The organism is Streptomyces spiramyceticus (genome assembly GCF_028807635.1).
Classification (GTDB): domain Bacteria; phylum Actinomycetota; class Actinomycetes; order Streptomycetales; family Streptomycetaceae; genus Streptomyces; species Streptomyces spiramyceticus.
The window spans coordinates 1,414,789-1,438,057 of sequence record NZ_JARBAX010000001.1 but is presented as its reverse complement, the minus strand read 5'-3'; the positions used below and the strand labels follow the sequence as shown (position 1 = coordinate 1,438,057).

Genomic DNA, 23,269 nt, shown 5'->3' with positions numbered 1-23,269 from the left:
AAGCCATCGGCTAAGGCGTCGGCGGCCGCTGACTCGGCACCCTCTCCAGCCCCGGCCCCAACGCCACCAGCCGCGCGACAAGCTCCCCGAACGGCCCGTCCTCCGGCTCCGCCGCGACGATACGCAGCAGAATCCCCGCCATCTCGTCGTCGTACGCCGCACTCACCGCCGCCAGCGCCGCAAAGTCGTGCACCAGCTGCAACTCCAGCTCGGCGCGCGGGATCACCCGCCCGTCGAGCCAGATCAGTGCCGTCGACTCGGCAAGCGAGACCCACGACCGTACGACCATCGCCAGCCGGGCCGGGGGTGCGGCGGCGTCGACGTCGAGGTGCGCGAGGATCTGCTCGTACGCCGCCTGCCGCACCTCGTCGATCATCGCGTTCGCATTCGACGAACCCGCGGCGGGCCCGCCCCGCATCAGCGCCGAGAAGCCGGGGCCGTGCTCGTCGACGAAGTCGAAGAACCGGCCCATGACCCGCAGCAGTCTCGCCCCGAGCGGCCCTTCGCGCGGCTCGACGAACCGCCCCGCCAGCTCGTCGGCCGCCCGCCGCAGAGCCGCCTCGTACAGGCTCTGCTTGCCCGGGAAGTAGTGGTAGACGAGCGGCCGCGAGATGCCCGCGGCGGCCGCGATCTCGTCGATCGACACCTCGTCGGGCGAGCGGTGGCTGAACAGCTCCAGCGCGACACCGATCAGCTGCTGCCTGCGTTCCTCGACGCCCATCCTTCGGCGTACCCCGGTCGTCATACGAGCAGCGTAACGGGCCTCGCGCAGGACGCCAGTTACAGATCGAGGACGAGACGGTTGCCGCGAGCGCGAGAGACGCAGATCAGCATGGAGTCGTCGCGCTCGGAGTCGGTCAGGAGTTCGTCGCGGTGGTCGATCTCGCCCTCCAGCACGCGCTGTTGACACGTACCGCAGAAACCCTGCTCGCAGGAGTACGAGACGTTGGGGACCTCCGGGCGGACGGCCGCCAGAACCGTGCCGTCGGGCGGGACGGTCACTGTGCGGCCCGTGCGGCGGAGTTCCACCTCGAAGGCGCCGGTGCCGCCCGAAAGGGTGGCGGGGGCGAAGCGTTCCAGGTGGAGGGTGCAGCCGGCGGGGAGGATTTCGGTGACGGCGGCCATCAGGGGCTCGGGGCCGCAGCAGTAGACCGCGGTGCCCTCGGGAGCGCCGGTGAGGAGCGCGGACAGGTCGGGCAGCCCGTCCTCGTCCTCGGCGACGATCGTCACGCGCTCGGGGGCGGCCAACTTCTCGACGGCTTCGATGTAGGGCATCGAGGCGCGGGTACGGCCGCCGTAGAGGAGCTTCCAGTCGACGCCCGCGGCGTCGGCGGCGCGGAGCATCGGGAGGATCGGGGTGATGCCGATGCCACCGGCGACAAAGACGTAGGCGGGGGCCCGGGCGTCGGTCAGGTTCAGGGCGAAGCGGTTGCGGGGGCCGCGGATCTCGACCTCCGAGCCCTCGTGGAGCTGCTCGTGGACCTCGCGTGAACCGCCCCTGCCGTCCTCGATGAGGCGGGTGGCGAGGGTGTACGTACTCCGGTCGGCCGGGTCGCCGCACAGCGAGTACTGGCGTATCTGGCCGGACGGGAGGACCAGGTCGACGTGCGCGCCGGGTTCCCAGGCGGGGAGGTCGGCGGTGTCCAGGGCTTCGAGGTGCAATTCCACGACGCCGACGGCCGGTTCGGTGCGCCCGGTGACGAGAAGGCGGAGGGATCGCGCGCGAGTCCGGGTTCCGGAGACGGGGTTCTCCAGCGCCGGCAGCGGCCACAGCGGGGAGCGCCTGATCCGGCGGCGCATGGCCCGCTGGGCCAGGAGGGCGGCTCCCGTGGCGAGGACGAGCGTGCGTACGCGGGGCATGTCAGGAACCTCCGGTCGTGCGGTTCTCGGCGGCGGCCGCGGCGGGGGAACCGGCCAGGTAGGCCACGGCCTGGGCCGTGCTGCCCTCCTGGGACGGGTGGTACGTGCGGCTGAGATAGCGCGGGACGGAGCGGACGATGTCACCGGTGGCAGGCAGTACGCCCTGCCGTCCGCGCTGTACGAGATCCTTCAAGGTGGCCTTGCCTTCGAGGAGCGTCGGGTCGTTCTCCATGAAGAACCGCGAGCCGCGCTGCCAGAGGAACACCAGGGCGGTGAACGCGGTCGCCCAGGTCCTGACCCGCCGCCGGTAGCTGCCGTCGACGTGCATGAACAGCTCGAAGGCGACCGACCGGTGCTCGACCTCCTCCGCGCCGTGCCAGCGCAGCAGGTCGAGCATCGTCGGGTCGGCGCCGCGCCGGTCGAGTGCCTCGGCGTTGAGGACCCAGTCGCCGAGGAACGCGGTGTAGTGCTCGATCGCCGCGATGATCGCGACCCGCTCCATCAGCCACCACTTGCGTGCCTTGCCGGGCGGCAGGGTGCGGTCGCCGAGGAGCTTCTCGAAGAGCCAGTCGACCTGGGCGGTGTACGGCGTGGGGTCGAGGCCGAGCTTCTTGAGGTGCGGCAGTACGTCGTCGTGGGCCTGGGAGTGCATGGCCTCCTGGCCGATGAAACCAATGACGTCGGCGCGGAGATCGTCGTCGTGGATGTACGGCAGGACCTGCTTGTAGACGTGCACGAACCAGCGTTCGCCCGCGGGGAGCAGCAGGTGCAGCACGTTGATGGTGTGCGTGGCGAACGGGTCGCCGGGGATCCAGTGGAGAGGGGTGTCGTCCCACTCGAAGGAGACCTTGCGGGCCTTGAGGGGCGTCCGCTCGGACGCGACGGGGGCCGGCCCCTGCTGCGTATTAGACATGGCGTCAATGTACTGACGGGTACGACCGTGGCATAGGTCTGTGCGGGGGTTCTTTTCTTTCTCCACCCCGCCCCTTCCCGAAGTCCTCAATCGCCGGACGGGCTGGAAAATCCAGCCCGTCCGGGGTCTCACCCGCACCCCCTACCGCAGCGCCCCCACCTGCGCACCGCCCTCCACGCGCCCGTCCAGCTCCGCCTGCGCCCCCGCCTTCGCCCGTACGGCGAGCAGGTTGCCCTCTGCGGTGCCTTCGACGCCGCCCGATGCCGTGACCGACGTGAACTGTTTGCTGCCCGCGGCCAGGACGTACCAATTGCCGCCCCGCGACTTCCACAGCACGCCCGCGAGCACCCGCGGATCCCGGACCCCGCACGCAGGCGAGTGCTCCGCGCGCGCGGCCACCGCCCCCGGTGCCCCCTTCTGCGCGGACGGCGCCTGGAACTGTGCGAACACCCGGCTGCCGGTGCCCCGCCACGTCTCCGCGCGCGTGCACAGCCAGTCGGCGGTGCCGTTGCCCTCGGGGAGGGTCTGTTCGGCGAAGGACCAGGAGTTCACGCTGCGTACGCCGTTCGAGCGCACGGTCGGCAGCAGGCACGCCGTGCGCGCCCAGCGTGCCCGCTCGCTCGCGCCCGTGACATCGCGCGGCGCGGACGGCGGGCCCGACGTCAGCCGGGCCGGGGCCAGCTCGCCGAGGTCGGTCATCAGGTGTGCGCCCACGTCGTCCCGCAGCTCGACGGCGTCCCACGAGTCGCAGTCGCGCGCCTGCGCGGGACTGTTCAGCGGGTCCGTCACGCCGTCCCGCGTACGGGCCAGCGGCAACGGCTCCCCGGCCGGGTCGAGCAGGTCCCGTACGGACGTCTTGCGCACCCAGGGAGCCGTCAGATAGCGGACATTGCCGACGGTACGGCCGACCACCAGGGCGCTCGCCGCAGCGGCGTCCGCGCCGTCGACGCGCGCGAAGTCGAGCGCCGCGCCGGCCGTGCCGTCCTGCGGCTCGGCGTAGCGCACGACGCGCAGACCGTCGTACAGCAGCACCACCCTTGCCTGGTCGACGTCCCCCGCGAAGAGCAGCTGGGGCGGGCCCATCGGCGGGCCCGCAGGCGTGGCAGGGGTGGCCGAGGACTGCACGGTGGGGCCGGGCCTGGCCCAGACGGCGAGGGCGCGGCGCAACAGGGCTTCGTCGTCGGCAAGGTTGCCCCGGGTGGGCCAGACGGAGAAGTCGGTGCGGGACGACTGTTTCCAGACGTCGGGAGCCACCCGGACGGTCTTCGCCGGGTCGAGGGCCCGCTCGGCGGCCGGGTTACGGGCGTACGAAGGGGCGGCCGCCCCATCGGCGCCCCAGCCGTCGCCCGGCAGCCCGACCAGCGCCCCGCACACCAGCACGGCCGCCGTTGCGGCGAGCGCGGCCTTCGCGTGCTGCCTGCGCCGCATGAGGTCGGTCGGCCTGGCCTGGAGGGAGCAGGGGTCGAACTCGGCGGACCTGAGGAGCGCGGCGATGTTTGCGGCAGCCGCTTTCGGCCCGTTCGCGGCGGTGCCGGGCGCTTCCACCGTGTCCGCCTCGGCGAGCGCCGCTTGCGGGTCGACGGTCCCGGCGGCGGAGAGGACCTGCGCCACCTCCGCGTTCTGCATCCGTTCCAGACCGCGCAGTACGTATGCCGCGCGGGCGGGCCCGGACAGGGCGGAAAGTCGCTGGTCCAGGGCTAGTTCATCGGCTCCGCCGGAGCGCGGGAACAGCCGCAGCCCCCAGACCTGCGGCAGCAGCGGCGGCAGCTGGGCCCGCTTGGGCCAGGCCCTGCGGCGCAACGGAATCCCGGCGTCCAGCGCCTGGCGGAGCACCCGCTGGCGTACGTACGCGTACCCCGGGCCGTCCGATGCGCCCTCCGTGCGGCGCGGCAGCGGAACGCCCACGGAGACCCCCGGCGTGCGGCTGCGCGGCAGCGAGCGCTGCACGAGTGAATGGGCGGTCAGTACACGGCGGTTGCGGCCGAGGTGCGGCGGCAGTACCAGATACGCCAGGCGGACGAGCCGCGGGTAGTGCTCGACGAGCGCGGCTTCGGCCTGCTCGACATCGATGGGGTCTGGGCCAGGGCGGTTGATGACATCCTGTGGGCGCACGTTCAGCAAAACGAGCGAATGGTCGGATGGTCACCTCGCGGTGGGGTGCGCGGCGGCCGGCTCGGCAGGCGCGCCCTGCGGGGCTTCCCCCACAAGCCCGCCGCGAACCCCGGGCGGGCCCGGGTCCGCCCACCACCACCCCACTCACCCGACCTGCCACCCACTGAACTCCACCGTCCCCCGCACCCCACTCCCCCCGTGCGACGCGCTCATGAACATCCCCGCGTCCTGCACCTCCGCCGCGCCCGCCACGCCCACCGTCGCGACCGTGCGCCACGATGTTCCGCCGTCCGTGGAGCACGCGCCGGTGTACGTATCGCCCGCGCGCGACAGCCGCAGCAGCACCGGCGCCTTGATGCCGGTGATGCGCTGGTAGTCGTCCACCGTGCCGTCGCCGTCCGTGTCGTACGACAGCACCACACCGTTCTCCGGAGTGACAGCCAAGTTGAGGAAGCCCAGGGATCCGGGGGAGCCCGGCGTCGACAAGCTGTTGCGGACCGCGATTCCCGCGCGCGCCCACGCCCCCGTCCCCTCCTGCGCATCCACCCGCACCGTCACGACGCCACCGCCGCCCTCCCGCAGCGCCCCCTCCCGGTACAGCGCCCCGAATTCGGCGGTTGTCTTCCACAGGTCCTGGCCCGCCCCATTGATCGCGTACCGGCCGTCCAGCTCCCCGAAGACCGCCGCGTTGTTGGTGTACGTCCGCCAGCCCGCGCCCAGCGGCCCGGCGACGTACAGGACGCCTTCGTGGACGGTGGTGACTGGGGCCTCGCCCTGGGGGCCGTACGTCGTGCTCAGTTCGTACGGCATCGGGACGAGAGGGCGGGGCAGCGGCCCCGCAGGGGCCTTGGCGTGCCAGGTGACCGTGCCCGTGCCCGCCGCTTCGACGGACGGCAGGGCCGTCGGGCCGTCGGGCTCGGCCGCCGCGCCGGTCAGGGCGAAGTCGACGCGGCCGGTGGCACACAACCCGTTGACGTTGCGGAAGGCGGCGCTGACCAGGGCGGAGCCGCCGGGCGCGAGGACGGCCGGCTCGGCGGTGACGGTGACCGCGCCCTGGTAGGGCGCGCGGGCGAGGACGTCGTGGACGCGGCGGGCGGTCCGGTACGCGTCGTTCGGCGGGCGCAGCGGATACGCCTTGCGCTCGCGCGTCCACGGCTCCTCGACGGCGTACCAGTCGAAGGCTTTCGGGGCACGCTTCGCGACGAGCGCGTCCTCCAGCTCCTCCAGGTACGCCTGCCACTGCGGCAGGTGGAAGTCGCCGATGAGGCCCTGCCAGTCGCGGTTGGCGTAGTTGGCGAGGCGTCCGCCGTCCGCGCTGGGCCGGTCGGCCCACGTCGTGACCAGGACACGGGCCGTCCGCTCCAGCTGCTCCGCCTCGTCCTCGGTCGGCGCCAGGCGCTTCGCGTCCTCGATCCACGGACCGAGCAGGAAGGCCCGGTGACAGCCCGTCATGTCCTCGCTCAGCCGCATCAGCTTCAGCCAGAGGGAGGAGAGGGCGCGGAAGGTCTTCACGTCCTTCCGCCTGTACGCGGCCTTCAGCTGCGGCAGCAGGTGCCAGGAGCGGTTGGCCAGTGCCTGGCGGCCCAGGTCGGTCAGGTCGTAGCGGTAGGCGTCGCTCCCGCGCAGTGGCTCGCGTACGCCGATGAGCGCGCCGAAGGCCTTGTCGAAGGCCGCCAGGTCGTAGGACGGCGCGCGCGTCGCATAGTACGTGCCCGAGGTGGCGAACACGCTGGGGCGGGAGGCGAAGACCGAGTCGTGCGGGCGGCCGTCGCGGTTGGTGATGCGGTACGCCGTGTCGCGCAGCGCGGCGAACGCGGCGCGGGCCTCGGCGTCGCGGCCGCCGTAGCGCAGGTCGGCGTACCCCTGGAACCACTCCTCCCGGTCCACCGCCTCGCGTCGCCACGCCAGCTCGGAGAACAGCTCGAACGCGGCCGGGTCGCGCTCGGCGGCCTCCGGCATGTAGGCGGTGCCGACCAGGGCGGAGCCGGGGCGGTCGCGCCAGACGGTGAAGCGCTCGGTCCACGTCTGGGTCTTGGCGCCGAGCGTCGTACGGCCGCCGAAATTGGGGATGGTGCCGAAGGCGTACGGGGCGCCGCCCCAGTCCTTCTCCCGGTCGGTGACCCGGTCGAGGTCGGACAGCCCGTCCACGACGAGCAGGTGCTTCTTGTCGAGCGCGGCGAGCAGCTCGCGGCGCGGATTGGTCTGCCAGCCGAGGATCATCCAGGTGGCGCCGGGCCGAGCCGTCCGGAGAGCGGTCTCCACGGCGCGGGCGGCCTCCGTGACAGGCACGTTTCCCGCGCTGCCGCCCTCGTGGAGGAGGTCCATCTTGAAGTGCTGTACGGGGCCGAAAAGTTCGTACTGGTGACGGTAGAAGGCGGCGGCGACCTTGCGGAAGGAGGGGGTGCGCGGGTCGAGCCAGTCGGGGCGCTTCAGGCCCGACCAGGTGCCCTGCGGGACGGTGCGGGCGCCGGGGTTGCGGGCCGCGAAGCCGTCGGGGACGGTGCCGAAGTAGCCGGGGAGGACGGGCGCCATGCCGAGCTCGCGCATGCGGTCGGTGATGCGGCGGCCCAGGGCGGCGCGTGTGGCGATGAGCTCGGGGGAGAGCGGGCCGCCGTACGCGCTCATGTTCTGCAGGAGCCACCAGGGCTGGTGGGAGGGGGCGGGCAGCCAGGCGCGGGCCTCGGCGTCGCTGTAGCCGAAGTCCTTGAGGAGGCGGTGGTAGACGGCCTCCTGGCCGGTGGTGACCAGCACCTCGTTGCAGCCGTGCAGGGCGAGTACGTCGATCAGCCGCTCCCAGCGGGCCCAGTTGGCGTACGGCGCGGTGTAGCCGTCGTGCGTGTCGTTGAACGCGAAGCGGTGCGGGACGGTGGCCGAGCGCTCCAGGGGCTCGCGGGGCGCGGGCAGCCGCTGCGGGAGGTCGAGCTGGGTGCCGGACCAGGAGATGTGCGCCCCGCAGACGTACTTGAGGTACCAGTGGACGCCGGTGAGCGTGGCGGCGGGGCTGGTGCCCGCGACCTCGATACGGCCTGTGGCGCCGTCGACCCGGAAGCGCTCGGGTCCGCTGCCGCTCGTGAGGGCGCCGAGGCGGAACTGGTCGGCGTGGCGGGGGAGCAGGCGCTCCAGGGCGGCGCGGGCGGGGGCTGTGGCGTCAGGGGCTTCGGCGGCATTGCGGCTGTCGCGGCTGATGCCGGGATTCTGTGCTGCCATGGCCGGTGTCTGTCCCCCGATCGCGGCTCCGACGCCGATCGCTCCGGCGGTGCTCAGCAGCGTACGGCGCGACGGGTGCTCGGTCATCGGCGCTCCTCGGTGAGGCTCGGTGGGGGGCTCAGCAGCGGCTCAATACGGCTCGGTAACGGGGCTCAGTGGGCTCTTGACGGGGAGACAGGGGCGTACGGATCGCACGTTAATGACGGCGCGGGGGTGCAGCAATGGGGCGCGCGATGTATTGGTTCACGCCCCACCACATGGCCGTACACGGCACGATGGCCCCATGCGCTACCAAGGCCGACGTACAGCAACTGCCGCATCCGCCATGGCCGTTCTGGCCCTGCTCGTCGCGGGCTGCGGCGCCGGTGGAAACAGCGAGGACGAGAAGCCCGTGCCGGAGACGGCGAAGGGCAGCCTGGAGCAGCTCGCGAAGAAGGTGGAGTGCGAGCCGAACATCCAGACGGACGCGGAGGAGCTGCGTCAGGCGAACTGCAAAACCGGTGACGGCCGGTATGTGCTGGCCACCTTCGCGACCGACCGCGGTCAGCGCGAATGGATCAACGAGGCCAAGGACTACGGCGGTGCGTACCTGGTCGGCAGGAAGTGGGTCGCGGTGGGCGACAAGAAGGTGGTCACAGCGCTGCGCGGCCAGCTCGGCGGGACGGTGGAGACTTCCTCGCACCACTCTGGGGAGGGTGGCAGTGGGGGGGACGAGGAAGGGCACTCCGGTCACCACGGGAGCTGACCGCGCAGGTTCTGGGGGTCCGGCCGCCGCCTGCTAGGGGGCGGCGGCCGGACGGTCGGCGGCTAGGTGCACTGGCGCCCGTCGTTCACGCAGGACACCACCTTCTGCATCAGCCGGCTGTTGAAGACGTTGATGAAGTCGCCGTGGTCGGTGCCCGCCTTGTGGAGCTGCTCGGGGAACGAGTCGACGGCGAATCCCGGCCCCGGGGGAACGTCGTACACGATCCGCTGGACCAGCTGGGGAATGGCGCGGAATCCGTTCGGGCAGCTGCCGTTTTCGTCAGCGAACGCCACATGGGTGCGGTGATTGGCGCTGTCGGTGTTCTGCCCGTCCCAGCAGCTCTGGAAATTGAATGTACGGACCACCTGGCTGCCCTCGGGGCAGATCGGATATTTGTCCTTGAGCTGGCGGTCCTCGAATCCGGTGCAGCTCCAGGAAGCGTTGGCGTTGGCGTCACCATTGGTGAATGCCTTGGCGTCGCCGGTGATGATCCGCAGGAAGCGCGGCATGGCCGTGACCTTGCTGACGGGGCTTCCGACGAATTTCAGTGAGACCTCCGACGGAGTCTGGATCTCTCCTACGTTGCTGTCCTTGCCGCCGCCGTCCGCGTTGGCGTCATTCTCGTTCTGGCCGTTCTGCAGGCGCAGGACGGGCCAGTAGTACGTCGACCTGTCGCCCTGATTCCGGCAGGTCGTGTCGCCGCGGGCGAGGTCGTCGTCGCTCGCGAATGCGTCATTGGCCTGGTTGCCGACGTAGTCGTGCATATGGTGCGCGCCATTGCTCACACCCGGGGCGACGATGACATTGTCCGGATTGAACTTTCCGTTCTCGTTCCGCCCACAATCGGTGGTGAAGGTACCGCGAGAAGCGCCACGCTGGTTGCGAGGCTGCTGGACGTTCGGCTGGACGGACTGGATGTCGACGAAGTCGTCGGCGGCGGGGCCGTTGCCGGCCTGCCCACCGTTGCCGTTGTTCTGGCCGTCACCTTGGCCGTCGTCCTGGCCATTGCCCTGACCGTCGCCCTGGTCACCATCCTGGCCGCCATCCTGGCCGTCGTTCTGATCGCCGTCACCCTGGTTCCCGTCGTCCTGACCGCCGTCGCCCTGACCGTCGCCGTCCTGGCCTCCGTCGACCTGCCCGTCCTCGCCGGCCCCTCCGTTGTCGTCGGCGCGGAGCGTACAGGCCGAGAGGCTTTCGAGGCCCTGAGGGCGCTCGCCCTCGCGTTCAATGGCAGTGGCTATACGGTCGGTGGACGCCAGCCGCTTGTCCTTCAGAGGTTGGAGAATGGCGTTTTCCGCATAGTTCGGATCCTGGGCGATCTGCTTCCAGGAATCGGCGAACTGCTTGTACGCGTCCGTGATTTGCGAGTCGAGAGCCGCCAGCTCCTGGTCGACTTCCTGGCGCACCGAATCGGGTACCTCGGTCAGGTCGTTCGCCACCTCCGGACAGTCAATGGTCGACATCTGCCGGCCGGTGTTCTCGATCTGACCGGTCTGACCGCCGTCGGGTCCGGACTGGCCTTCCCCCGCAGATGCATAGACATTGACGGCGACCAGTCCACCCCCGCCCAGGATCAGAGCGGCCGATGCGGCAATCGCCCGGCTCGCCAGCGTGGATCGTTTTCGTGATGCGCGTCGCATGGAACTCCTCTGCTTCGTTGCCGGGTGAAGGTAAGGGGGGTCCCGGCAGGGGAGAAGCGCTCCGTCCCATACGGACGTGGTTCGCGGCGCGTTCAAACGCCTTCTGGATTCGTAGAAATCTACATTCGCAAAGGGGGACGGAACCCGACGTACAAGGACCGTCAGGCCGCGGGTCCGCCCCAGGCGAACGGCGCCAGCCGGTCGTCCAGAGGAGCGCCGGTCATCCGGTTGGCAAGGGTCGACATCGTGTACACGCCGATGCCCATGACCACCTCAAGCGCGTTCTGTGCGGTGTAGCCCCGGTCCAGGAAGGACTTCATGGGCCCGTCACCGACGTCCCCCGTGGTGGCGAGCACCTCCAGCGTGAACTGCCGTACCGCTTCGAGCCGTTCGTCGCTGAGCGGCTGCTGTCCTCGCAGTTCCTCGATCAGGGCGGCGTCGGCGCCCAGTGAGGTCAGCTTCGCCGTGTGCATGGCGACGCAGACCTCGCAGCCGTTGCGCGTGGCGATCGTGAGGATGACGGTCTCGCGGGAGAGCGGGTCCAGGGTGGTCGACTCGAACATCGCGCTGAGCCTGAGGAAGCCGTCGAGCAGGTGCGGCGAGGTGGCCAGGCGGGCGACCGGGGCGGGCAGGTAGCCCAGCCGCTTCGCCGTCGCCTCCATGGAGCGGCGTGCGGCGGCGGGGGCTGTGTCGACGGTGTGGTCGGGGAACGGGGACGGCTGGATCTCTGACATGCGGCGGGCTCTCCTGAGGTAAACTCGACAACATGATTGACGAAAACGTAAACGAGGTTGTCGAGTTGCGCAATGGCTGAGGGCTACGAACTTCCGCTGCTGCTGTTCGCCGGATTCCGTTCGTTCATCGACGAGTTGCACGCCGAACTGGCCGAACAGGGCCACCCGGACGTCCGCCCCGCGCACGGCTTCGCCCTCCAGGCCGTCGGGCCCGGCGGCGCGACCGCCGGTGAACTGGGGCGGCGCCTCGGCGTCTCCAAACAGGCCGCGGGCAAGACCGTGGAGCGCCTGGAGCGGCTCGGATACGTCGAGCGGGCCGACGACCCCGAGGACGGGCGGCGCAAGATGGTCAGGCTCACGCCGCGCGGAGTCGACGTACTGTCGCGATCGGCCGCCATCTTCGACCGGCTGCGCGCCCGCTGGGTCGAGACGCTCGGAGAGCAGCGGGTCGGTGCGCTGGAGGCCGACCTGCGCGCGATGGTGCCGGGCGGCGGCTTCCGGCTGGACGCGGCAGGCTGGTTCGGCTCCTGAATCCCGGCTGCTAAATGCTGTTAAATGCCGTTCTGGCCCTGGTCCAGGTACGCCAGTACGGCAAGCACCCGGCGGTTGTCGTCGTCCGACACCGGCAGGCCGAGCTTGCCGAAGATGTTCGACGTGTGCTTGGCCACCGCCCGCTCCGTGACGAAGAGCTGGCCCGCGATGGCCGCGTTCGACCTGCCCTGTGCCATCAGCTCCATGACCTCCCGCTCGCGCGGCGTCAGCCCGCCCATCGGCTTGTCCTGGGAGCGGCGGGAGAGGAGCTGGGAGATCACCTGCGGGTCCATCGCGGTGCCGCCGGCCGCCACCCGGCGTACGGCGTCGATGAACTGTTCCGCGTCGAAGACCCGGTCCTTGAGCAGGTAGCCGATGCCGCCGTTGCCGTCGGCCAGCAGCTCGCGGGCGTACAGCTGCTCCACGTGCTGGGAGAGCACGAGCACCGGCAGGCCGGGTCGGGCGCGGCGGGCCTCAAGGGCGCACTGGAGGCCCTCGTCGGTGTGGGACGGCGGAAGCCGGACATCGACGACCGCGACGTCCGGCTCCAACTCGGCCAGGGCCCTGGTGAGTTCGGGCCCGGTCTCCACGGCGGCCAGGATCTCGAAGTCGAAGGCTTCGAGCATGCGCACCAGGCCGTCGCGGAGCAGGAAGAGATCTTCGGCTAGAACAACTCGCAAGGGATCTCCATGGTCACCATGGTGGGGCCGCCCGCGGGACTGCTGACGGCCAGGATGCCGTCGAATGTACCGAGCCGGCGTTCGATGCCGCTGAGCCCGGACCCCGCCCCGACGGCCGCCCCGCCCTGCCCGTTGTCGGTCACGGCGATCCGAAGCATGCCGTCCGCATGGTGCATGTCGGCGAAGACGCGGTCGGCGCCGGAGTGCTTGACCGCATTCGTCAGGACCTCGCTGACCGCGAAGTACGCCGCCGACTCGACCGGGGCCTCGGCGCGGCCCGGGAGGTCCACCGTCACCTCGGTCTCGATGGGCAGACGCAGCGCCAACGCCCGTACGGCGTCGCCCAGTCCGCGCTCTGCGAGGACCGGCGGGTGGATGCCGCGCACCAGGTCGCGCAGCTCGGTCAGGGCTTCGGCGGAGGACTCGCGGGCCATCGCGAGGAGCTTCTTGGCCTGGGCCGGGTCCTTCTCGACGAGCGCCTCGATCGTGCCGAGGTTCATGCCCATGGCGACCAGCCTGGCCTGCGCGCCGTCGTGCAGGTCCCGCTCGATGCGGCGCAGTTCGGCGGCGGAGGTGTCGACGGCGTCGTGCCGCGTCTCAGTGAGGTGGTCGATGCGCTGCGCGAGCGTCATCTCGCTGGTCGGGGCGAGCAGCGACTTGGTGAGGAGGAAGTGGACGCGCATCAGGGCGGGCGTAAGGCGCAGGGACACGGCGAAGGTCGCGCAGCCCAGGGCGAGCGCGAGGAGGGCCGTCGCCTGGCTGTCCACGGGGACGAAGCCGTACCAGTACGCGCCGTCCTCGGTGAACGCCCGCCACAGGCCCGCGGCCAGTACGAGGCTCTCGACCGGATACAGGAACAGCGCGGCAGGTACCACCGCCGTGACGAAGCCCGCCGTCATGTCGCTCAGCAGCCACAGCACGTCCCGCCAGGTCGCCGGGTCCTTCAGCATCAGCATGCACCGCTCGACCTGGCCGGTGATGCCGGAGCGCAGGTCGGCGGGCATCGGGCGGTACGGGACGGGGATGCGCACGTCCGACCACTTGGCCGCGAACAGTCGCCGCTGATTGGCATACGCACGGAGAGCGGTCAGCACGACGGGGGTGGTGAAGAGGCCGATGCCGATCACGATGAGCGAGAGCGAGATCACCGTGAACACGAACAGCGTGATCGAGCCTGCGAGCGTAACGACCGACAGGGCCAGTCCTCGTACCGCTGCCAGGAATGCGCTGCGTATCTTCGTCGCGATCATGGTGGTCAACCCTCTCATCGGCGGCCCGTGCGCCGGGCATGTCCCACAGTCTTGCCGGTGCGACCCGCCGGAGGCATTGGGTCCGGCCCCCGGTCCCGGGGTGTACCCAGCACCACCCCTGAACGGCAGCCCGCGACCGCTGCCACCCAGCTGTGGGCTGCACCTATGACCCCACCGGGGCCGCCGGGATGGCAACATGAGCGGACCATGACGGACGCCCGGTCGCCGATGCGCGCACTGCGAGCCGCACTCTTCGCGGCGGTCTGCGTCATTACGACCGCCGTGGGGCATTCGTTCATGTCTGGTCATGAAGTTCCGGTATCGGGACTGCTGGCGGCCTTCGCGGTGACGGGCGGCCTCGCCTGGACCGCGGGCCGTCGGCGGCGCGGGATCTTCGCCGTCGGCGGCGGACTCCTCGCCGTACAGGGCGCACTGCACCTGATCTTCGGTACGGCACAGGGCGCGGACGGCGGTCACCACCGGATGCCCGTCGCCCACATGCCGCCGATGGACCCGGAGACGATGGCGATGGCGGCCGACGCCGGCCAGGTCCAGGCACACGTCCAGGCACAAGTCGCCCAGGTCCAGGGCTCGTCGCTGGCGATGACCGGCGCCCACCTCGCCGCCGCGCTCCTCTGCGGACTGTGGCTCGCGCGCGGCGAAGCGGCCTTCTTCAAGCTCGCGCACGCCATCGGTGCGCTCGCCTTCACTCCGCTGCGGCTGCTGGTGGCCGTCGTACGCGTCCCCGAACTGCCGCACCGCGCACGGCCGCGCGGGCCCCGCACGGCCCACCGCCTGCGGCCGGGCGTCGTACTCGCGCACACGCTGTCGCGGCGCGGGCCGCCGTGGGGATCCGTACCCCGCGCCACGGCCCCCGCGCTCTCCTCTGTCTGACCGAGTGACCAGGGGGCCGATTCCCATGCCCCGGGCTCCACGCCCCCATGTCACCAGTCGACAACCCCGAGGACAGTCATGGCCATTGACGACCCCGTACAACCCGCACAAGGGACGGACGCCGCCGACGCTCCGGCGGCCACCGAGCGCCGAAGCACCTGGAGCGCCCTGCGCCCCCTCGTCCTGCGCATCCACTTCTATGCCGGCCTGCTCATAGCGCCGCTCCTGCTGATCGCCGCCGTCAGCGGGCTGCTCTACTCACTCTCCTTCCAGGCGGAGAAATTCATCTACAGCCATGAGCTGGAAGTCCCGGTCGGCGACCGCTCCGTACCGCTCGGCGAGCAGCTCGCCGCCGCCCGCGAGGCCCACCCCGAGGGCACCGTGACCGCCGTCTGGCCTTCGGCGCAGGACGGTGCCACGACCCGCGTGCTGATGACGACGCCCGAGGTCGAGGAGGGCAAGTCGCTCGCCGTCTTCGTCAATCCGTACACCGCGGAGGTACGGGGCGAGCTGACCAGCTTCGGCGGTTCCGGCGCCCTGCCGCTGCGTACCTGGCTCGACGAACTCCACCGCGACCTCCACCTCGGCGACCTCGGCCGCTACTACAGCGAACTGGCCGCCAGCTGGCTCTGGGTGGTCGCGCTCGGCGGCGTGGCGCTGTGGGTCGGGCGCAGGCGTTCGCAGCGCGGCGGGGTCCGCGGCCTGCTCCTGCCCTCGCGGCGCGGGACCGCCGGCCGGCGCCGGACGCTGTCCTGGCACGGCACGATCGGCATGTGGGCGGTGCTCGGGCTCGTACTGCTCTCGGCGACCGGCCTGACCTGGTCCCGGTACGCGGGCGAGAACATCGGCGCCGTGCAGGACCAGCTCGGCGGCGCCACCCCGGTGGTCTCGGCGGCGCTGTCCGAGGGCGCCGGAGACGGTGGCGGCGAACACGCAGGGCACGGCGGCGCCGGTCCCGGTGAGGCCATGACCGGGATGGATGTCGGCATCGACAAGGCGCTGGCGTCCGCCCGCGCCGCCGGCATCGAGGGCGAGCTCTCGGTGATCCTGCCGGCCGACGGCAGCGGTTACGTCGTCAAGGAGACCGACAAGCAGGTTCCGGTCCACCTCGACTCGGTCGCCGTCGACCCGGCCGACGGCAAGGTCATGGACGAACTGCGCTTCGCCGACTATCCGTTGCTCGCCAAGCTGACCCGGTTCGGGATCGACGCCCACACCGGACTGTTCCTGGGCCTCGCCAACCAGCTGGCCCTGGCTGCCCTCGCGTTCGCCCTGATCATGCTGATCGTCTGGGGCTACCGCATGTGGTGGCTGCGCAGGCCGACGAAGGAGCGCAGGCTGAGCGCGGGCCGGCCGATGCCGCGCGGCGCCTGGCGCAAGGTGCCGGTCACGGCACTGCTGCCGCTGGCGGCGGTCACGGCCCTGGTCGGCTGGTTCGTACCGCTGCTCGGCATCAGCCTGCTGGTGTTCCTGGTGGTGGACGCGGTGCTGGGCATGGTGTCGCGCGCCCGCACGCGGACGGCGGCCTGAGGCAGGGGGCGGGGAGGCTGCCCGGGTACGGGCGGCCTCCCCGCCCCGCGCAAGCGGCAGGCCGGACCGCCGCCCCCGCCGAACAATGCCTGTACGAGCCGAACTTGAGGGAAGAGCCCAGGTGGGGGCACCTGCGACCCGGCCGACCGCATGCGGCAGGATGACGTCGGCGTCGGAGGCGTCGGACGGCGTCGGACTTCGTCCGTGCAGGACCTCGTCCGTACGCCCGCGCCACGACCGCGCACCTATCGGACCACGGGAGACACCTACATGTACCGGGCCCTCACACTGCACGACGTGATCGTCGCCGGAATCGCGGTGGCCGTCGGCATCGCGGCAGGCCTGCTCCTGCGAGCGACCCTGAAGTGGCTGGGAGAACGGGCCAGCAGGACGCGGTGGAGCGGAGACGACGTCATCGTCGACGCCCTGCGGACCCTGGTCCCCTGGGCGGCGGTGGCAGCCGGCGCCGCGGCGGCCGCGGCAGCGCTTCCGCTGACCCCCACGACCGGACGCAACGTCAACACGGCGCTGACCGCCCTGCTCATCATCGCCGGGACCCTCACGGCGGCCCGGGTGATCGCCGGTCTGGTGCAGTCCCTGGCGACATCCAGGTCGGGAGTGGCCGGTTCCGCCACCATATTCGTCAACATCACGCGCGTCGTGGTGCTTGCCATGGGCTTCCTCGTCGTACTCCAGACCGTCGGCGTTTCCATCGCGCCGCTGCTGACGGCGCTGGGTGTAGGCGGTCTGGCGGTGGCTCTCGCGCTGCAGGACACGCTGGCCAATCTGTTCGCGGGCGTGCACATCCTCGCCGCGAAGACGGTGCAGCCGGGTGACTACATCCGCCTCAGCAGCGGCGAGGAGGGCTACGTCGTCGACATCAACTGGCGCAACACCGTGGTGTGCAACCTGTCGAACAACCTGGTGATCATCCCGAACGCGCAGCTCGCCGGCACCAACATGACCAACTTCAGCCGGCCGGAACAGCAGCTGTCGATCATGGTCCAGGTGGGAGTCGGCTACGACAGCGACCTGGAACACGTCGAGCGGGTCACCACCGAGGTCGTGGAGAGCGTGATGACGGACATCACGGGCGCGGTCCCCGACCATGAACCGGCCGTCCGCTTCCACACGTTCGGCGATTCCAGGATCAGCTTCACGGTGATCCTCGGCGTCGGCGAGTTCAGCGACCAGTACCGGATCAAGCACGAGTTCATCAAGCGCCTGCACCAGCGGTACCGGGCCGAGGGCATCAGGGTTCCCGCCCCGAAGCGGACCGTGACAGTGCAGCAGGGCGAGACGCCGACAGGGACGCCGACAGGGACGCCGGCGGAGACGCCGATGGCGATACCGCACCAGCGCGAGGCGACGGAGCCGGTGCGGTAGCGCGCGCGTGCTGGCTCGTACTCAGTGCGCGGGAACGGTGTACTTGTAACCGACCCGCCGCACCGTCTGGATCGTGGCGCGGTGCTCGGCCCCCAGCTTGCGCCGCAGCCTGGCGATGTGGACGTCGACGGTCCGGCCGTCGCCCACATGCCCGTAACCCCACACGGTGGTCACCAACTGATCGCGGGTGTGCACCCGGTTGGGATGCGCCACCAGGTGCGCGAGCAGCTCGAATTCGAGATACGTCAGATCCAGCGCCCGCCCGTCGACGGCGGCGGTGCGCTGGACAGTGTCGATCCGCACAGGTCCGAAGTCCCCGGACTCCGCGGGCATTACGCCAGTAACGGCAGCAGTCTGCTGATCGGCCGGTACGAGCACGAGGTAGCCGATCATCGGCGGCCGGCCCGGCAGTGTGGGCAGCGTGTGCTGGGGCGCGGGCAGCCAAGTGGCGCCCGGCGGAAGCAAGTCCGCCACATCGAACGGCCTGCCGTTACGGACCACCTCGTCCCGGTCGACGGCGCGCAGCCGATGACGGCCGACGACGGACGGAGGCTGGGGGACGGCAGCGGAGAAGGTACGGGTGTTCGCCATGAGAGGTCAGCTCTTTCGCGCGGAGGAGTCGTCGAGGGACGTACTACGTCGTGCGCGCCGGCCGAAGACCGGTGTGAACGGCTTTAGAGGGCCCGCGCGTTCGTCGCGCGACAACACAGCCGGTCGAAGTCGTGGTGCTGACGGGAAGGCCAGAACGGCTGGAGGTCGCTACGACCTGTCGCGGTGTCCTGGAAGTCGGCCATGAGCCCCATTGAAGCAGATGCACGCCGTCGGCAGCAGACCCGTTCCGCACCCTGGTACGTCGAAGGGGGCGCCCACCGGACCGGCGGGCGCCCCTTCGTCGAGCTCGGCGGATCAGACCTGGCCGGCCTTCTCCATCGCGGTGCAGCACGTGTCGACGATGAGCCGCGTCACGACGTACGGGTCGACGTTCGCGTTCGGACGGCGGTCCTCGATGTAGCCCTTCTGGTCCTGGCCGACCTGCCACGGGATACGGACCGAAGCGCCGCGGTCCGAGACGCCGTAGCTGTACTCGTTCCACGGGGCGGTCTCGTGCAGACCGGTCAGGCGGTCGTCGATGCCCGCGCCGTAGTTCTTGACGTGGTCCATCGGCTTCGAGCCCTCGCCCAGCGACTCGCACGCGGTGATGATCGCGTCGTAACCCTCGCGCATCGCCTTCGTCGAGAAGTTGGTGTGCGCGCCCGCGCCGTTCCAGTCACCCTTGACCGGCTTGGGGTCGAGGGTCGCCGAGACGTTGAAGTCCTCGGCGGTGCGGTAGAGCAGCCAGCGGGCGATCCACAGCTGGTCGGCGACCTCCAGCGGCGCCAGCGGGCCGACCTGGAACTCCCACTGACCGGGCATGACCTCGGCGTTGATGCCGGAGATGCCCAGGCCGGCGGTGAGGCAGTGGTCGAGGTGCTTCTCGACGATGTCGCGGCCGAAGATCTCGTCGGAGCCGACGCCGCAGTAGTAGCCGCCCTGCGCGGCCGGGAAGCCGTTGACCGGGAAGCCGAGCGGACGGGTGCCGTCGAAGAAGGTGTACTCCTGCTCGATGCCGAAGATCGGCTCCTGGGCGGCGAACTGCTCGGCGACCGGGCGCAGCAGCGCACGCGTGTTGGACTCGTGCGGCGTCATGTCGATGTTGAGGACCTCGCACATGACGAGTACGTCCCCACCGCCGCGGATCGGGTCCGGGCAGGAGAAGACCGGCTGGAGCACGCGGTCGGACGCGTGACCCTCGGCCTGGTTCGTGCTGGATCCGTCGAAGCCCCAGATGGGCAGCTCGTCGACACCTGCGGCAGAGCCCGGCAGAATCTTCGTCTTGGAGCGAAGCTTGGCGGTCGGCTCGGTGCCGTCGATCCAGATGTACTCGGCCTTGAAGGTCACGGACGCCATCCTTTGCGGGGTTCTGCGGGCGCGGCGGGCTTGTGGGGGCAGCCTTGCAAGGCGTGATTTCCCGTCCGTTGCTCATGTGTGAACCCCGTGTTACTCAGGTTTCCTGCGCATCACGAGCGCGTGCCGGTCAGAAAGCCGACCATGGTGCCGGTGGCGTCCAGAGCCTTGCTCGTGGGCCGAAGGAGGCGCTGGGGCTCCATGCCGAGCCCAGCCAGCGGTGGCCGCCGCCGTGTACGACGAGCAGCTGCCACCTCGGCGTCGGCCGGCGGGGCGGCCCAGACGGTGCGGGTGTAACCCTCCTCTTTTCTTGGTGGCCGGGGCACCGGCCACGCCGCCGGCGGCGACGAGCCGGGGCCGCTGGGCGGCCATGCGCAGGGCCATGGAGCCGCCGTTGGAGAATCCGACGACGTACACGCGCTTCGGGTCGGCGTGCTCGCTCCGGATCAGCTTCTCGACCAGGGACTCCGTGAGGCGCACATCCGTGTCGGGGTCGGGGCGGCGCACTGTGGGCGCGTTGCCGTCGCCCCAGCCGTTGTTGAGGCCCTGGGGATAGGCGGGCTCGACCCGGCTCCCCTCGTGGGGCGGTGGAACCGGGTCGTTCGGAGCGGCTGTCGACGCGTTGCTGGACACCGTACGAACCGGAGAACCGCATCCGTGCGACGCGGCGCTCGGCCTGCGCGTCACGGAGATCCTCGCGGAGGCGGAGGCGGAGGCGGAGGCCCGGCTGGGACGGTGAGGGGCCCGGGGTGGGAGCTCCGCCCCAGGCGCCCTCAGCCCGTCCGGCGTTTCAGCCCCCTACGCCCTGCGGGCGTAGGGGGAGTGTCCTGAAGGGCATCCGGGGGCCTCGGGGTTTGCCCCGTCACGCGGCGGAGCCCCAAATGTCACAGCCGGGAAGGGGCGGGGAGGGGAAAACTCCGCCGGGTCCCCGCTCTACCCCACGCGCTCGATCCGTGCCTTGCGGATCAGGAACTTGCCGGGCTCCCGTACCTGCTCGAACGCCGCGTTGTTGAGCAGCGCGCAGCTGCCCGAAGCCGAGGTGACCTCGACGGTCGTCGACTTGTCGTTGTCGAGGTTGGTGACCTTGAGCTTGGTGCCTACAGGGAACTCGTTGCTGGACGCGGCGGGGGCCCCGCCTTCGCCCGAGAGCGTCACGGTGGACCCGGCGCAGACGACTTCGCCTTCGCCGCCGTTCCCACCTTCGGCGGGTGGCGAGGCAGGCGCGGCGTCTCCAGGCTCCTGCGCCGGCGGCTGAGCAGCCTCCCCACCGGCGTCACCACCCGCACCGGCGTCACCACCCGCACCGGCGTCACCACCCGCACCGGCACCGGCGTCCGCACCGGCGTCACCACCCGCACCGGCACCGGCGTCCGCACCGGCGTCACCACCCGCACCGGCACCGGCGTCCGCACCGGCACCGGCGTCCGCACCGGCACCCGCGTCCGCACCCGCCTCGCCCCCGCCGCCCCCGACTTCGCACCCCGACGCCGCCTGCTTGCGCTTGATCTCCTCGATCACAGCCTCACGATTGGCGATCCGCGCCTCCGACTGCGCATCCGGATTGGCCCGCTGCCCGGCGATGAACTGCTCGTTGTTGCTCAGCGCGGTGTCCAGCCCGTCGCAGGCCACCGAGGCCTGGCTGGTGCCCGTCATCACCACGGCGGTGCCTCCGGCCAGTGCGACGGCGGTGACCAGCAGGGCGAGCTTCTTCTTGCGGCTGAGGGTCTTCTTGCGCGACACGTGTGACTCCTGTCCTCGGCCGTGTGTGCCACGGCCGGCTGGGTTTCCGTGTGCCGTTACGTACGAGTAGCAAGCCGCTTCGACTCAACCGCCCCACCAACAACTTCCGTATCAGGCAGGCGGCAAGGCCCGGCACAGCGCGTCCAGCGCCCCCGCATACGCATGCTCGGCAGGCGTCGCGTACCCGACAACCAGGCCGTCCAGGCCGTCACGATCCCCACCCGGCCCACCCCCCGGATGCCGGTACGCGGAAAGCCCCTCCACCGCAAGTCCCTGCCAGGCCGCCGCCTTCACCACCGCCCGCTCTGTCCCCGGCGGGAGTTCGAGTACGGCATGCAGCCCCGCCGCGATACCCGTCACCCGGACGTGCGGCGCCCGCTCGGCCAGCGCCGCCACCAACTGGTCGCGTCTGCGCCGGTGGCGCTGCCGCATCCGGCGCACATGCCGGTCGTACGCCCCCGACTCGACGAAGTCGGCAAGCGTCAGCTGCTCCGTCGCGCTCGACCACTGCTCCCGCCCGCCCTTCGCCGCGACGACGCCGTCCACGAGCCGCTCGGGCAGCACCATCCAGCCGATCCGCAGCGTGGGGGATAGGCTCTTGCTCACCGACCCGATCAGCACCACATGGTCGGGGTCGAGGCCCTGCACCGCCCCCACCGGCTGCCTGTCGTACCGGAATTCGCCGTCGTAGTCGTCCTCAAGGACGATCCCGCCCGTGGCCCGCGCCCAGTCCACCACGGCCGCCCGGCGCTCCGGATGCAGCGGCCCGCCCGTCGGGAACTGGTGCGCGGGAGTGAGGAGTACGGTCCCGGGGCCGTGCAATTCCCCCACCCTGGCACCGTCTTCGTCGACCTCCAGCGGCACCGTACGCACCCCCTCGTCCGCCAGCAGCGCCCGATGGAACGGCAACCCGTACGACTCCACCGCCCACGTCCCGCCCACCACCCCCGCCAGCAGCCGCAGCGCATGCGCCGCCCCCGAGCACAGCACGATCCGCTCGGCCCCGGTCCGCACCCCGCGCACCCGCGCCAGGTACTCCGCGAGCGCCCGCCGCAGCTCGACCCTGCCCTGCGGATCGCCGGGCCCGAAGACGTCGTGGGGCGCCGCGGTCAGTGCCCGCCGGGCCGAAGCCAGCCAGGCGGTACGCGGGAACGCGGAGGGGTCCGGCTTGCCCTGCACCAGGTCGTACGCCGGACGGGCGGCCCGCGCCGGAGTGCGTGACCGCTGTGCGGGCGTGGCCGGCGCAGCCCGCTGCGCGACCCGGGTCCCAGAGCCCTGCCGGGCGGTCAGCCAGCCCTCCGCGACCAGTTCGGCGTACGCGTCGGCGACCGTATTGCGGGCCAGACCGAGGTCGGCCGCGAGTGAGCGGTACGGCGGCAGCCGCGTGCCCGGGGCGAGCCGCCCGCTCCGTACCGCCTCACGCAGGGCGCGCATCAACGCCGCGCGCCGGCTGCCGGGGCCCGAACGCTCCAGCTCCAGATGGAGGTCGCTGCCCAGCCCCTCCGCCGAATTGACCCATGATTCTGCCAACAGAATGCACCCCGTCCCCGGTCGCCTGTGCTCGTAGATTCGTACCCATGACGACGACAGAGATCAAGACGACAGAGATCAAGCAGACGCCGGTTGCCCGTATCAACTTCGCCAAGGCCGCCCCCAAGGCGTTCAAGGCCGTGATCGGCCTCGACGCCGCCGCCCGCGAAGGCCTCGACCCGACGCTGGTCGAGCTGGTGCAGATCCGTTCTTCGCACCTCAACCACTGCGCATACTGCCTGCACATGCACACCTCCGACGCCCGCAAGGCGGGCGAGAGCGAAGAGCGGCTGCACATGGTCGGCGTGTGGAAGGAAGCCACCCACTTCTTCTCGGCCAGGGAGCAGGCGGCCCTCGCCCTCACCGACGCGGTCACGCTGATCGCGGACGGCGGGGTGCCGGACGACGTGTACGCGCGGGCGGCCGCCCACTTCGACGAGAAGGAGCTCGGCCACCTCCTCGCCCTCATCTTCACCATCAACACCTGGAACCGGATCGCGCTCGCCACCGCCAAGGTCGCGGGCGAGGACGAGCGCGTCTCCTGACCGGATCGGCCTTCCCGGTCCCGTTCCC

Annotated in this window: 20 protein-coding genes; 6 read left to right on the top strand and 14 right to left on the bottom strand. The window is 71.1% G+C overall.

From position 1 onward, the window contains the following. Nucleotides 1-10 precede the first annotated feature (10 nt). The 5 genes from PXH83_RS06450 to PXH83_RS06430 all read right to left on the bottom strand — a co-directional run bounded on the left by PXH83_RS06450 (nucleotide 11) and on the right by PXH83_RS06430 (nucleotide 8,179). Complete coding sequence (locus tag PXH83_RS06450) at nucleotides 11-745, bottom strand: TetR/AcrR family transcriptional regulator (protein WP_274557709.1); 735 nt, start codon at nucleotides 743-745, stop codon at nucleotides 11-13. Nucleotides 746-780: 35 nt separating this feature from the next. Then, entirely contained in the window at nucleotides 781-1,860 is a 1,080-nt protein-coding gene (locus PXH83_RS06445) for a PDR/VanB family oxidoreductase (protein ID WP_274557707.1), read from the bottom strand. A gap of 1 nt (nucleotide 1,861) precedes the next feature. Continuing rightward, on the bottom strand, nucleotides 1,862-2,773 hold the full coding sequence (locus tag PXH83_RS06440) for a metal-dependent hydrolase (RefSeq protein ID WP_274557705.1): 912 nt from the start codon (nucleotides 2,771-2,773) through the stop codon (nucleotides 1,862-1,864). Nucleotides 2,774-2,914: 141 nt separating this feature from the next. Next, the gene (locus tag PXH83_RS06435) at nucleotides 2,915-4,885 is read right to left on the bottom strand and encodes a hypothetical protein (protein ID WP_420803123.1); all 1,971 of its coding nucleotides are present in this window, start codon (nucleotides 4,883-4,885) and stop codon (nucleotides 2,915-2,917) included. 144 nt (nucleotides 4,886-5,029) lie between these two features. After that, entirely contained in the window at nucleotides 5,030-8,179 is a 3,150-nt protein-coding gene (locus PXH83_RS06430) for an alpha-N-acetylglucosaminidase (protein ID WP_274557700.1), read from the bottom strand. Between the two features lie 196 nt (nucleotides 8,180-8,375). On the opposite strand from PXH83_RS06430, the gene PXH83_RS06425 reads away from it, so the two are divergent. Then, nucleotides 8,376-8,837, top strand: a complete 462-nt coding sequence (locus tag PXH83_RS06425; RefSeq protein WP_420803122.1) for a hypothetical protein — start codon at nucleotides 8,376-8,378, stop codon at nucleotides 8,835-8,837. Nucleotides 8,838-8,899: 62 nt separating this feature from the next. Here the strand turns inward: PXH83_RS06425 and PXH83_RS06420 are convergent, their stop codons facing one another. Together PXH83_RS06420 and PXH83_RS06415 are read right to left on the bottom strand one after the other, a co-directional pair. After that, on the bottom strand, nucleotides 8,900-10,477 hold the full coding sequence (locus PXH83_RS06420; RefSeq protein WP_274557698.1) for a DUF1996 domain-containing protein: 1,578 nt from the start codon (nucleotides 10,475-10,477) through the stop codon (nucleotides 8,900-8,902). A 161-nt stretch (nucleotides 10,478-10,638) separates the two neighbouring features. Continuing rightward, nucleotides 10,639-11,211, bottom strand: coding sequence for a carboxymuconolactone decarboxylase family protein (locus PXH83_RS06415; RefSeq protein WP_274557695.1), 573 nt, complete (start codon nucleotides 11,209-11,211; stop codon nucleotides 10,639-10,641). 72 nt (nucleotides 11,212-11,283) lie between these two features. Between PXH83_RS06415 and PXH83_RS06410 the strand changes: the two genes are divergently transcribed. Next, nucleotides 11,284-11,742: a MarR family winged helix-turn-helix transcriptional regulator gene (locus PXH83_RS06410; RefSeq protein WP_420803121.1), complete on the top strand. Its 459-nt coding sequence runs from the start codon at nucleotides 11,284-11,286 to the stop codon at nucleotides 11,740-11,742. A 20-nt stretch (nucleotides 11,743-11,762) separates the two neighbouring features. Here the strand turns inward: PXH83_RS06410 and PXH83_RS06405 are convergent, their stop codons facing one another. Both PXH83_RS06405 and PXH83_RS06400 read right to left on the bottom strand, forming a co-directional pair. Further along, nucleotides 11,763-12,422: a LuxR C-terminal-related transcriptional regulator gene (locus PXH83_RS06405; RefSeq protein WP_274557693.1), complete on the bottom strand. Its 660-nt coding sequence runs from the start codon at nucleotides 12,420-12,422 to the stop codon at nucleotides 11,763-11,765. Beyond that, a complete protein-coding gene (locus PXH83_RS06400) occupies nucleotides 12,407-13,672 on the bottom strand; it encodes a sensor histidine kinase (RefSeq protein ID WP_274557691.1) in 1,266 nt (421 codons plus the stop codon). Before PXH83_RS06400 ends, PXH83_RS06405 begins: the two co-directional genes overlap by 16 nt. A 207-nt stretch (nucleotides 13,673-13,879) precedes the next feature. Here PXH83_RS06400 and PXH83_RS06395 point away from each other — a divergent pair, with 207 nt between their 5' ends. The 3 genes from PXH83_RS06395 (at nucleotide 13,880) to PXH83_RS06385 (ending at nucleotide 17,482) form a co-directional block, all read left to right on the top strand. Continuing rightward, on the top strand, nucleotides 13,880-14,566 hold the full coding sequence (locus PXH83_RS06395; RefSeq protein ID WP_274557689.1) for a hypothetical protein: 687 nt from the start codon (nucleotides 13,880-13,882) through the stop codon (nucleotides 14,564-14,566). Between the two features lie 78 nt (nucleotides 14,567-14,644). Next, complete coding sequence (locus PXH83_RS06390) at nucleotides 14,645-16,096, top strand: PepSY-associated TM helix domain-containing protein (RefSeq protein ID WP_274557687.1); 1,452 nt, start codon at nucleotides 14,645-14,647, stop codon at nucleotides 16,094-16,096. 270 nt (nucleotides 16,097-16,366) lie between these two features. Further along, nucleotides 16,367-17,482, top strand: a complete 1,116-nt coding sequence (locus tag PXH83_RS06385; RefSeq protein ID WP_274562697.1) for a mechanosensitive ion channel family protein — start codon at nucleotides 16,367-16,369, stop codon at nucleotides 17,480-17,482. A 21-nt stretch (nucleotides 17,483-17,503) separates the two neighbouring features. Here PXH83_RS06385 and PXH83_RS06380 read toward each other — a convergent pair whose 3' ends face one another. The 5 genes from PXH83_RS06380 to pdxR all read right to left on the bottom strand — a co-directional run bounded on the left by PXH83_RS06380 (nucleotide 17,504) and on the right by pdxR (nucleotide 22,696). After that, complete coding sequence (locus PXH83_RS06380) at nucleotides 17,504-18,073, bottom strand: winged helix-turn-helix domain-containing protein (RefSeq protein WP_274557685.1); 570 nt, start codon at nucleotides 18,071-18,073, stop codon at nucleotides 17,504-17,506. A 315-nt stretch (nucleotides 18,074-18,388) separates the two neighbouring features. Continuing rightward, nucleotides 18,389-19,420: a glutamine synthetase gene (gene glnII, locus PXH83_RS06375; protein ID WP_274557682.1), complete on the bottom strand. Its 1,032-nt coding sequence runs from the start codon at nucleotides 19,418-19,420 to the stop codon at nucleotides 18,389-18,391. 99 nt (nucleotides 19,421-19,519) lie between these two features. Continuing rightward, the gene (locus tag PXH83_RS06370) at nucleotides 19,520-20,059 is read right to left on the bottom strand and encodes a prolyl oligopeptidase family serine peptidase (protein WP_274557680.1); all 540 of its coding nucleotides are present in this window, start codon (nucleotides 20,057-20,059) and stop codon (nucleotides 19,520-19,522) included. Nucleotides 20,060-20,359: 300 nt separating this feature from the next. After that, entirely contained in the window at nucleotides 20,360-21,166 is an 807-nt protein-coding gene (locus tag PXH83_RS06360; RefSeq protein WP_274557678.1) for an RlpA-like double-psi beta-barrel domain-containing protein, read from the bottom strand. A gap of 111 nt (nucleotides 21,167-21,277) precedes the next feature. Continuing rightward, the gene (pdxR, locus tag PXH83_RS06355) at nucleotides 21,278-22,696 is read right to left on the bottom strand and encodes a MocR-like pyridoxine biosynthesis transcription factor PdxR (protein WP_274557676.1); all 1,419 of its coding nucleotides are present in this window, start codon (nucleotides 22,694-22,696) and stop codon (nucleotides 21,278-21,280) included. Nucleotides 22,697-22,743: 47 nt separating this feature from the next. Between pdxR and PXH83_RS06350 the strand changes: the two genes are divergently transcribed. Beyond that, nucleotides 22,744-23,241, top strand: coding sequence for a carboxymuconolactone decarboxylase family protein (locus PXH83_RS06350; protein WP_274557674.1), 498 nt, complete (start codon nucleotides 22,744-22,746; stop codon nucleotides 23,239-23,241). Nucleotides 23,242-23,269: the final 28 nt, after the last annotated feature.

What these genes read in the sequence shown, in the direction of transcription:
- PXH83_RS06450 (WP_274557709.1), bottom strand. Translation starts at nt 745, where the DNA reads ATGACGACCGGGGTACGCCGAAGGATGGGCGTCGAGGAACGCAGGCAG.
- PXH83_RS06445 (WP_274557707.1), bottom strand. Translation starts at nt 1,860, where the DNA reads ATGCCCCGCGTACGCACGCTCGTCCTCGCCACGGGAGCCGCCCTCCTG.
- PXH83_RS06440 (WP_274557705.1), bottom strand. Translation starts at nt 2,773, where the DNA reads ATGTCTAATACGCAGCAGGGGCCGGCCCCCGTCGCGTCCGAGCGGACG.
- PXH83_RS06430 (WP_274557700.1), bottom strand. Translation starts at nt 8,179, where the DNA reads ATGACCGAGCACCCGTCGCGCCGTACGCTGCTGAGCACCGCCGGAGCG.
- PXH83_RS06425 (WP_420803122.1), top strand. Translation starts at nt 8,376, where the DNA reads ATGCGCTACCAAGGCCGACGTACAGCAACTGCCGCATCCGCCATGGCC.
- PXH83_RS06420 (WP_274557698.1), bottom strand. Translation starts at nt 10,477, where the DNA reads ATGCGACGCGCATCACGAAAACGATCCACGCTGGCGAGCCGGGCGATT.
- PXH83_RS06415 (WP_274557695.1), bottom strand. Translation starts at nt 11,211, where the DNA reads ATGTCAGAGATCCAGCCGTCCCCGTTCCCCGACCACACCGTCGACACA.
- PXH83_RS06410 (WP_420803121.1), top strand. Translation starts at nt 11,284, where the DNA reads ATGGCTGAGGGCTACGAACTTCCGCTGCTGCTGTTCGCCGGATTCCGT.
- PXH83_RS06400 (WP_274557691.1), bottom strand. Translation starts at nt 13,672, where the DNA reads ATGATCGCGACGAAGATACGCAGCGCATTCCTGGCAGCGGTACGAGGA.
- PXH83_RS06395 (WP_274557689.1), top strand. Translation starts at nt 13,880, where the DNA reads ATGACGGACGCCCGGTCGCCGATGCGCGCACTGCGAGCCGCACTCTTC.
- PXH83_RS06390 (WP_274557687.1), top strand. Translation starts at nt 14,645, where the DNA reads ATGGCCATTGACGACCCCGTACAACCCGCACAAGGGACGGACGCCGCC.
- PXH83_RS06385 (WP_274562697.1), top strand. Translation starts at nt 16,367, where the DNA reads ATGTACCGGGCCCTCACACTGCACGACGTGATCGTCGCCGGAATCGCG.
- PXH83_RS06380 (WP_274557685.1), bottom strand. Translation starts at nt 18,073, where the DNA reads ATGGCGAACACCCGTACCTTCTCCGCTGCCGTCCCCCAGCCTCCGTCC.
- PXH83_RS06350 (WP_274557674.1), top strand. Translation starts at nt 22,744, where the DNA reads ATGACGACGACAGAGATCAAGACGACAGAGATCAAGCAGACGCCGGTT.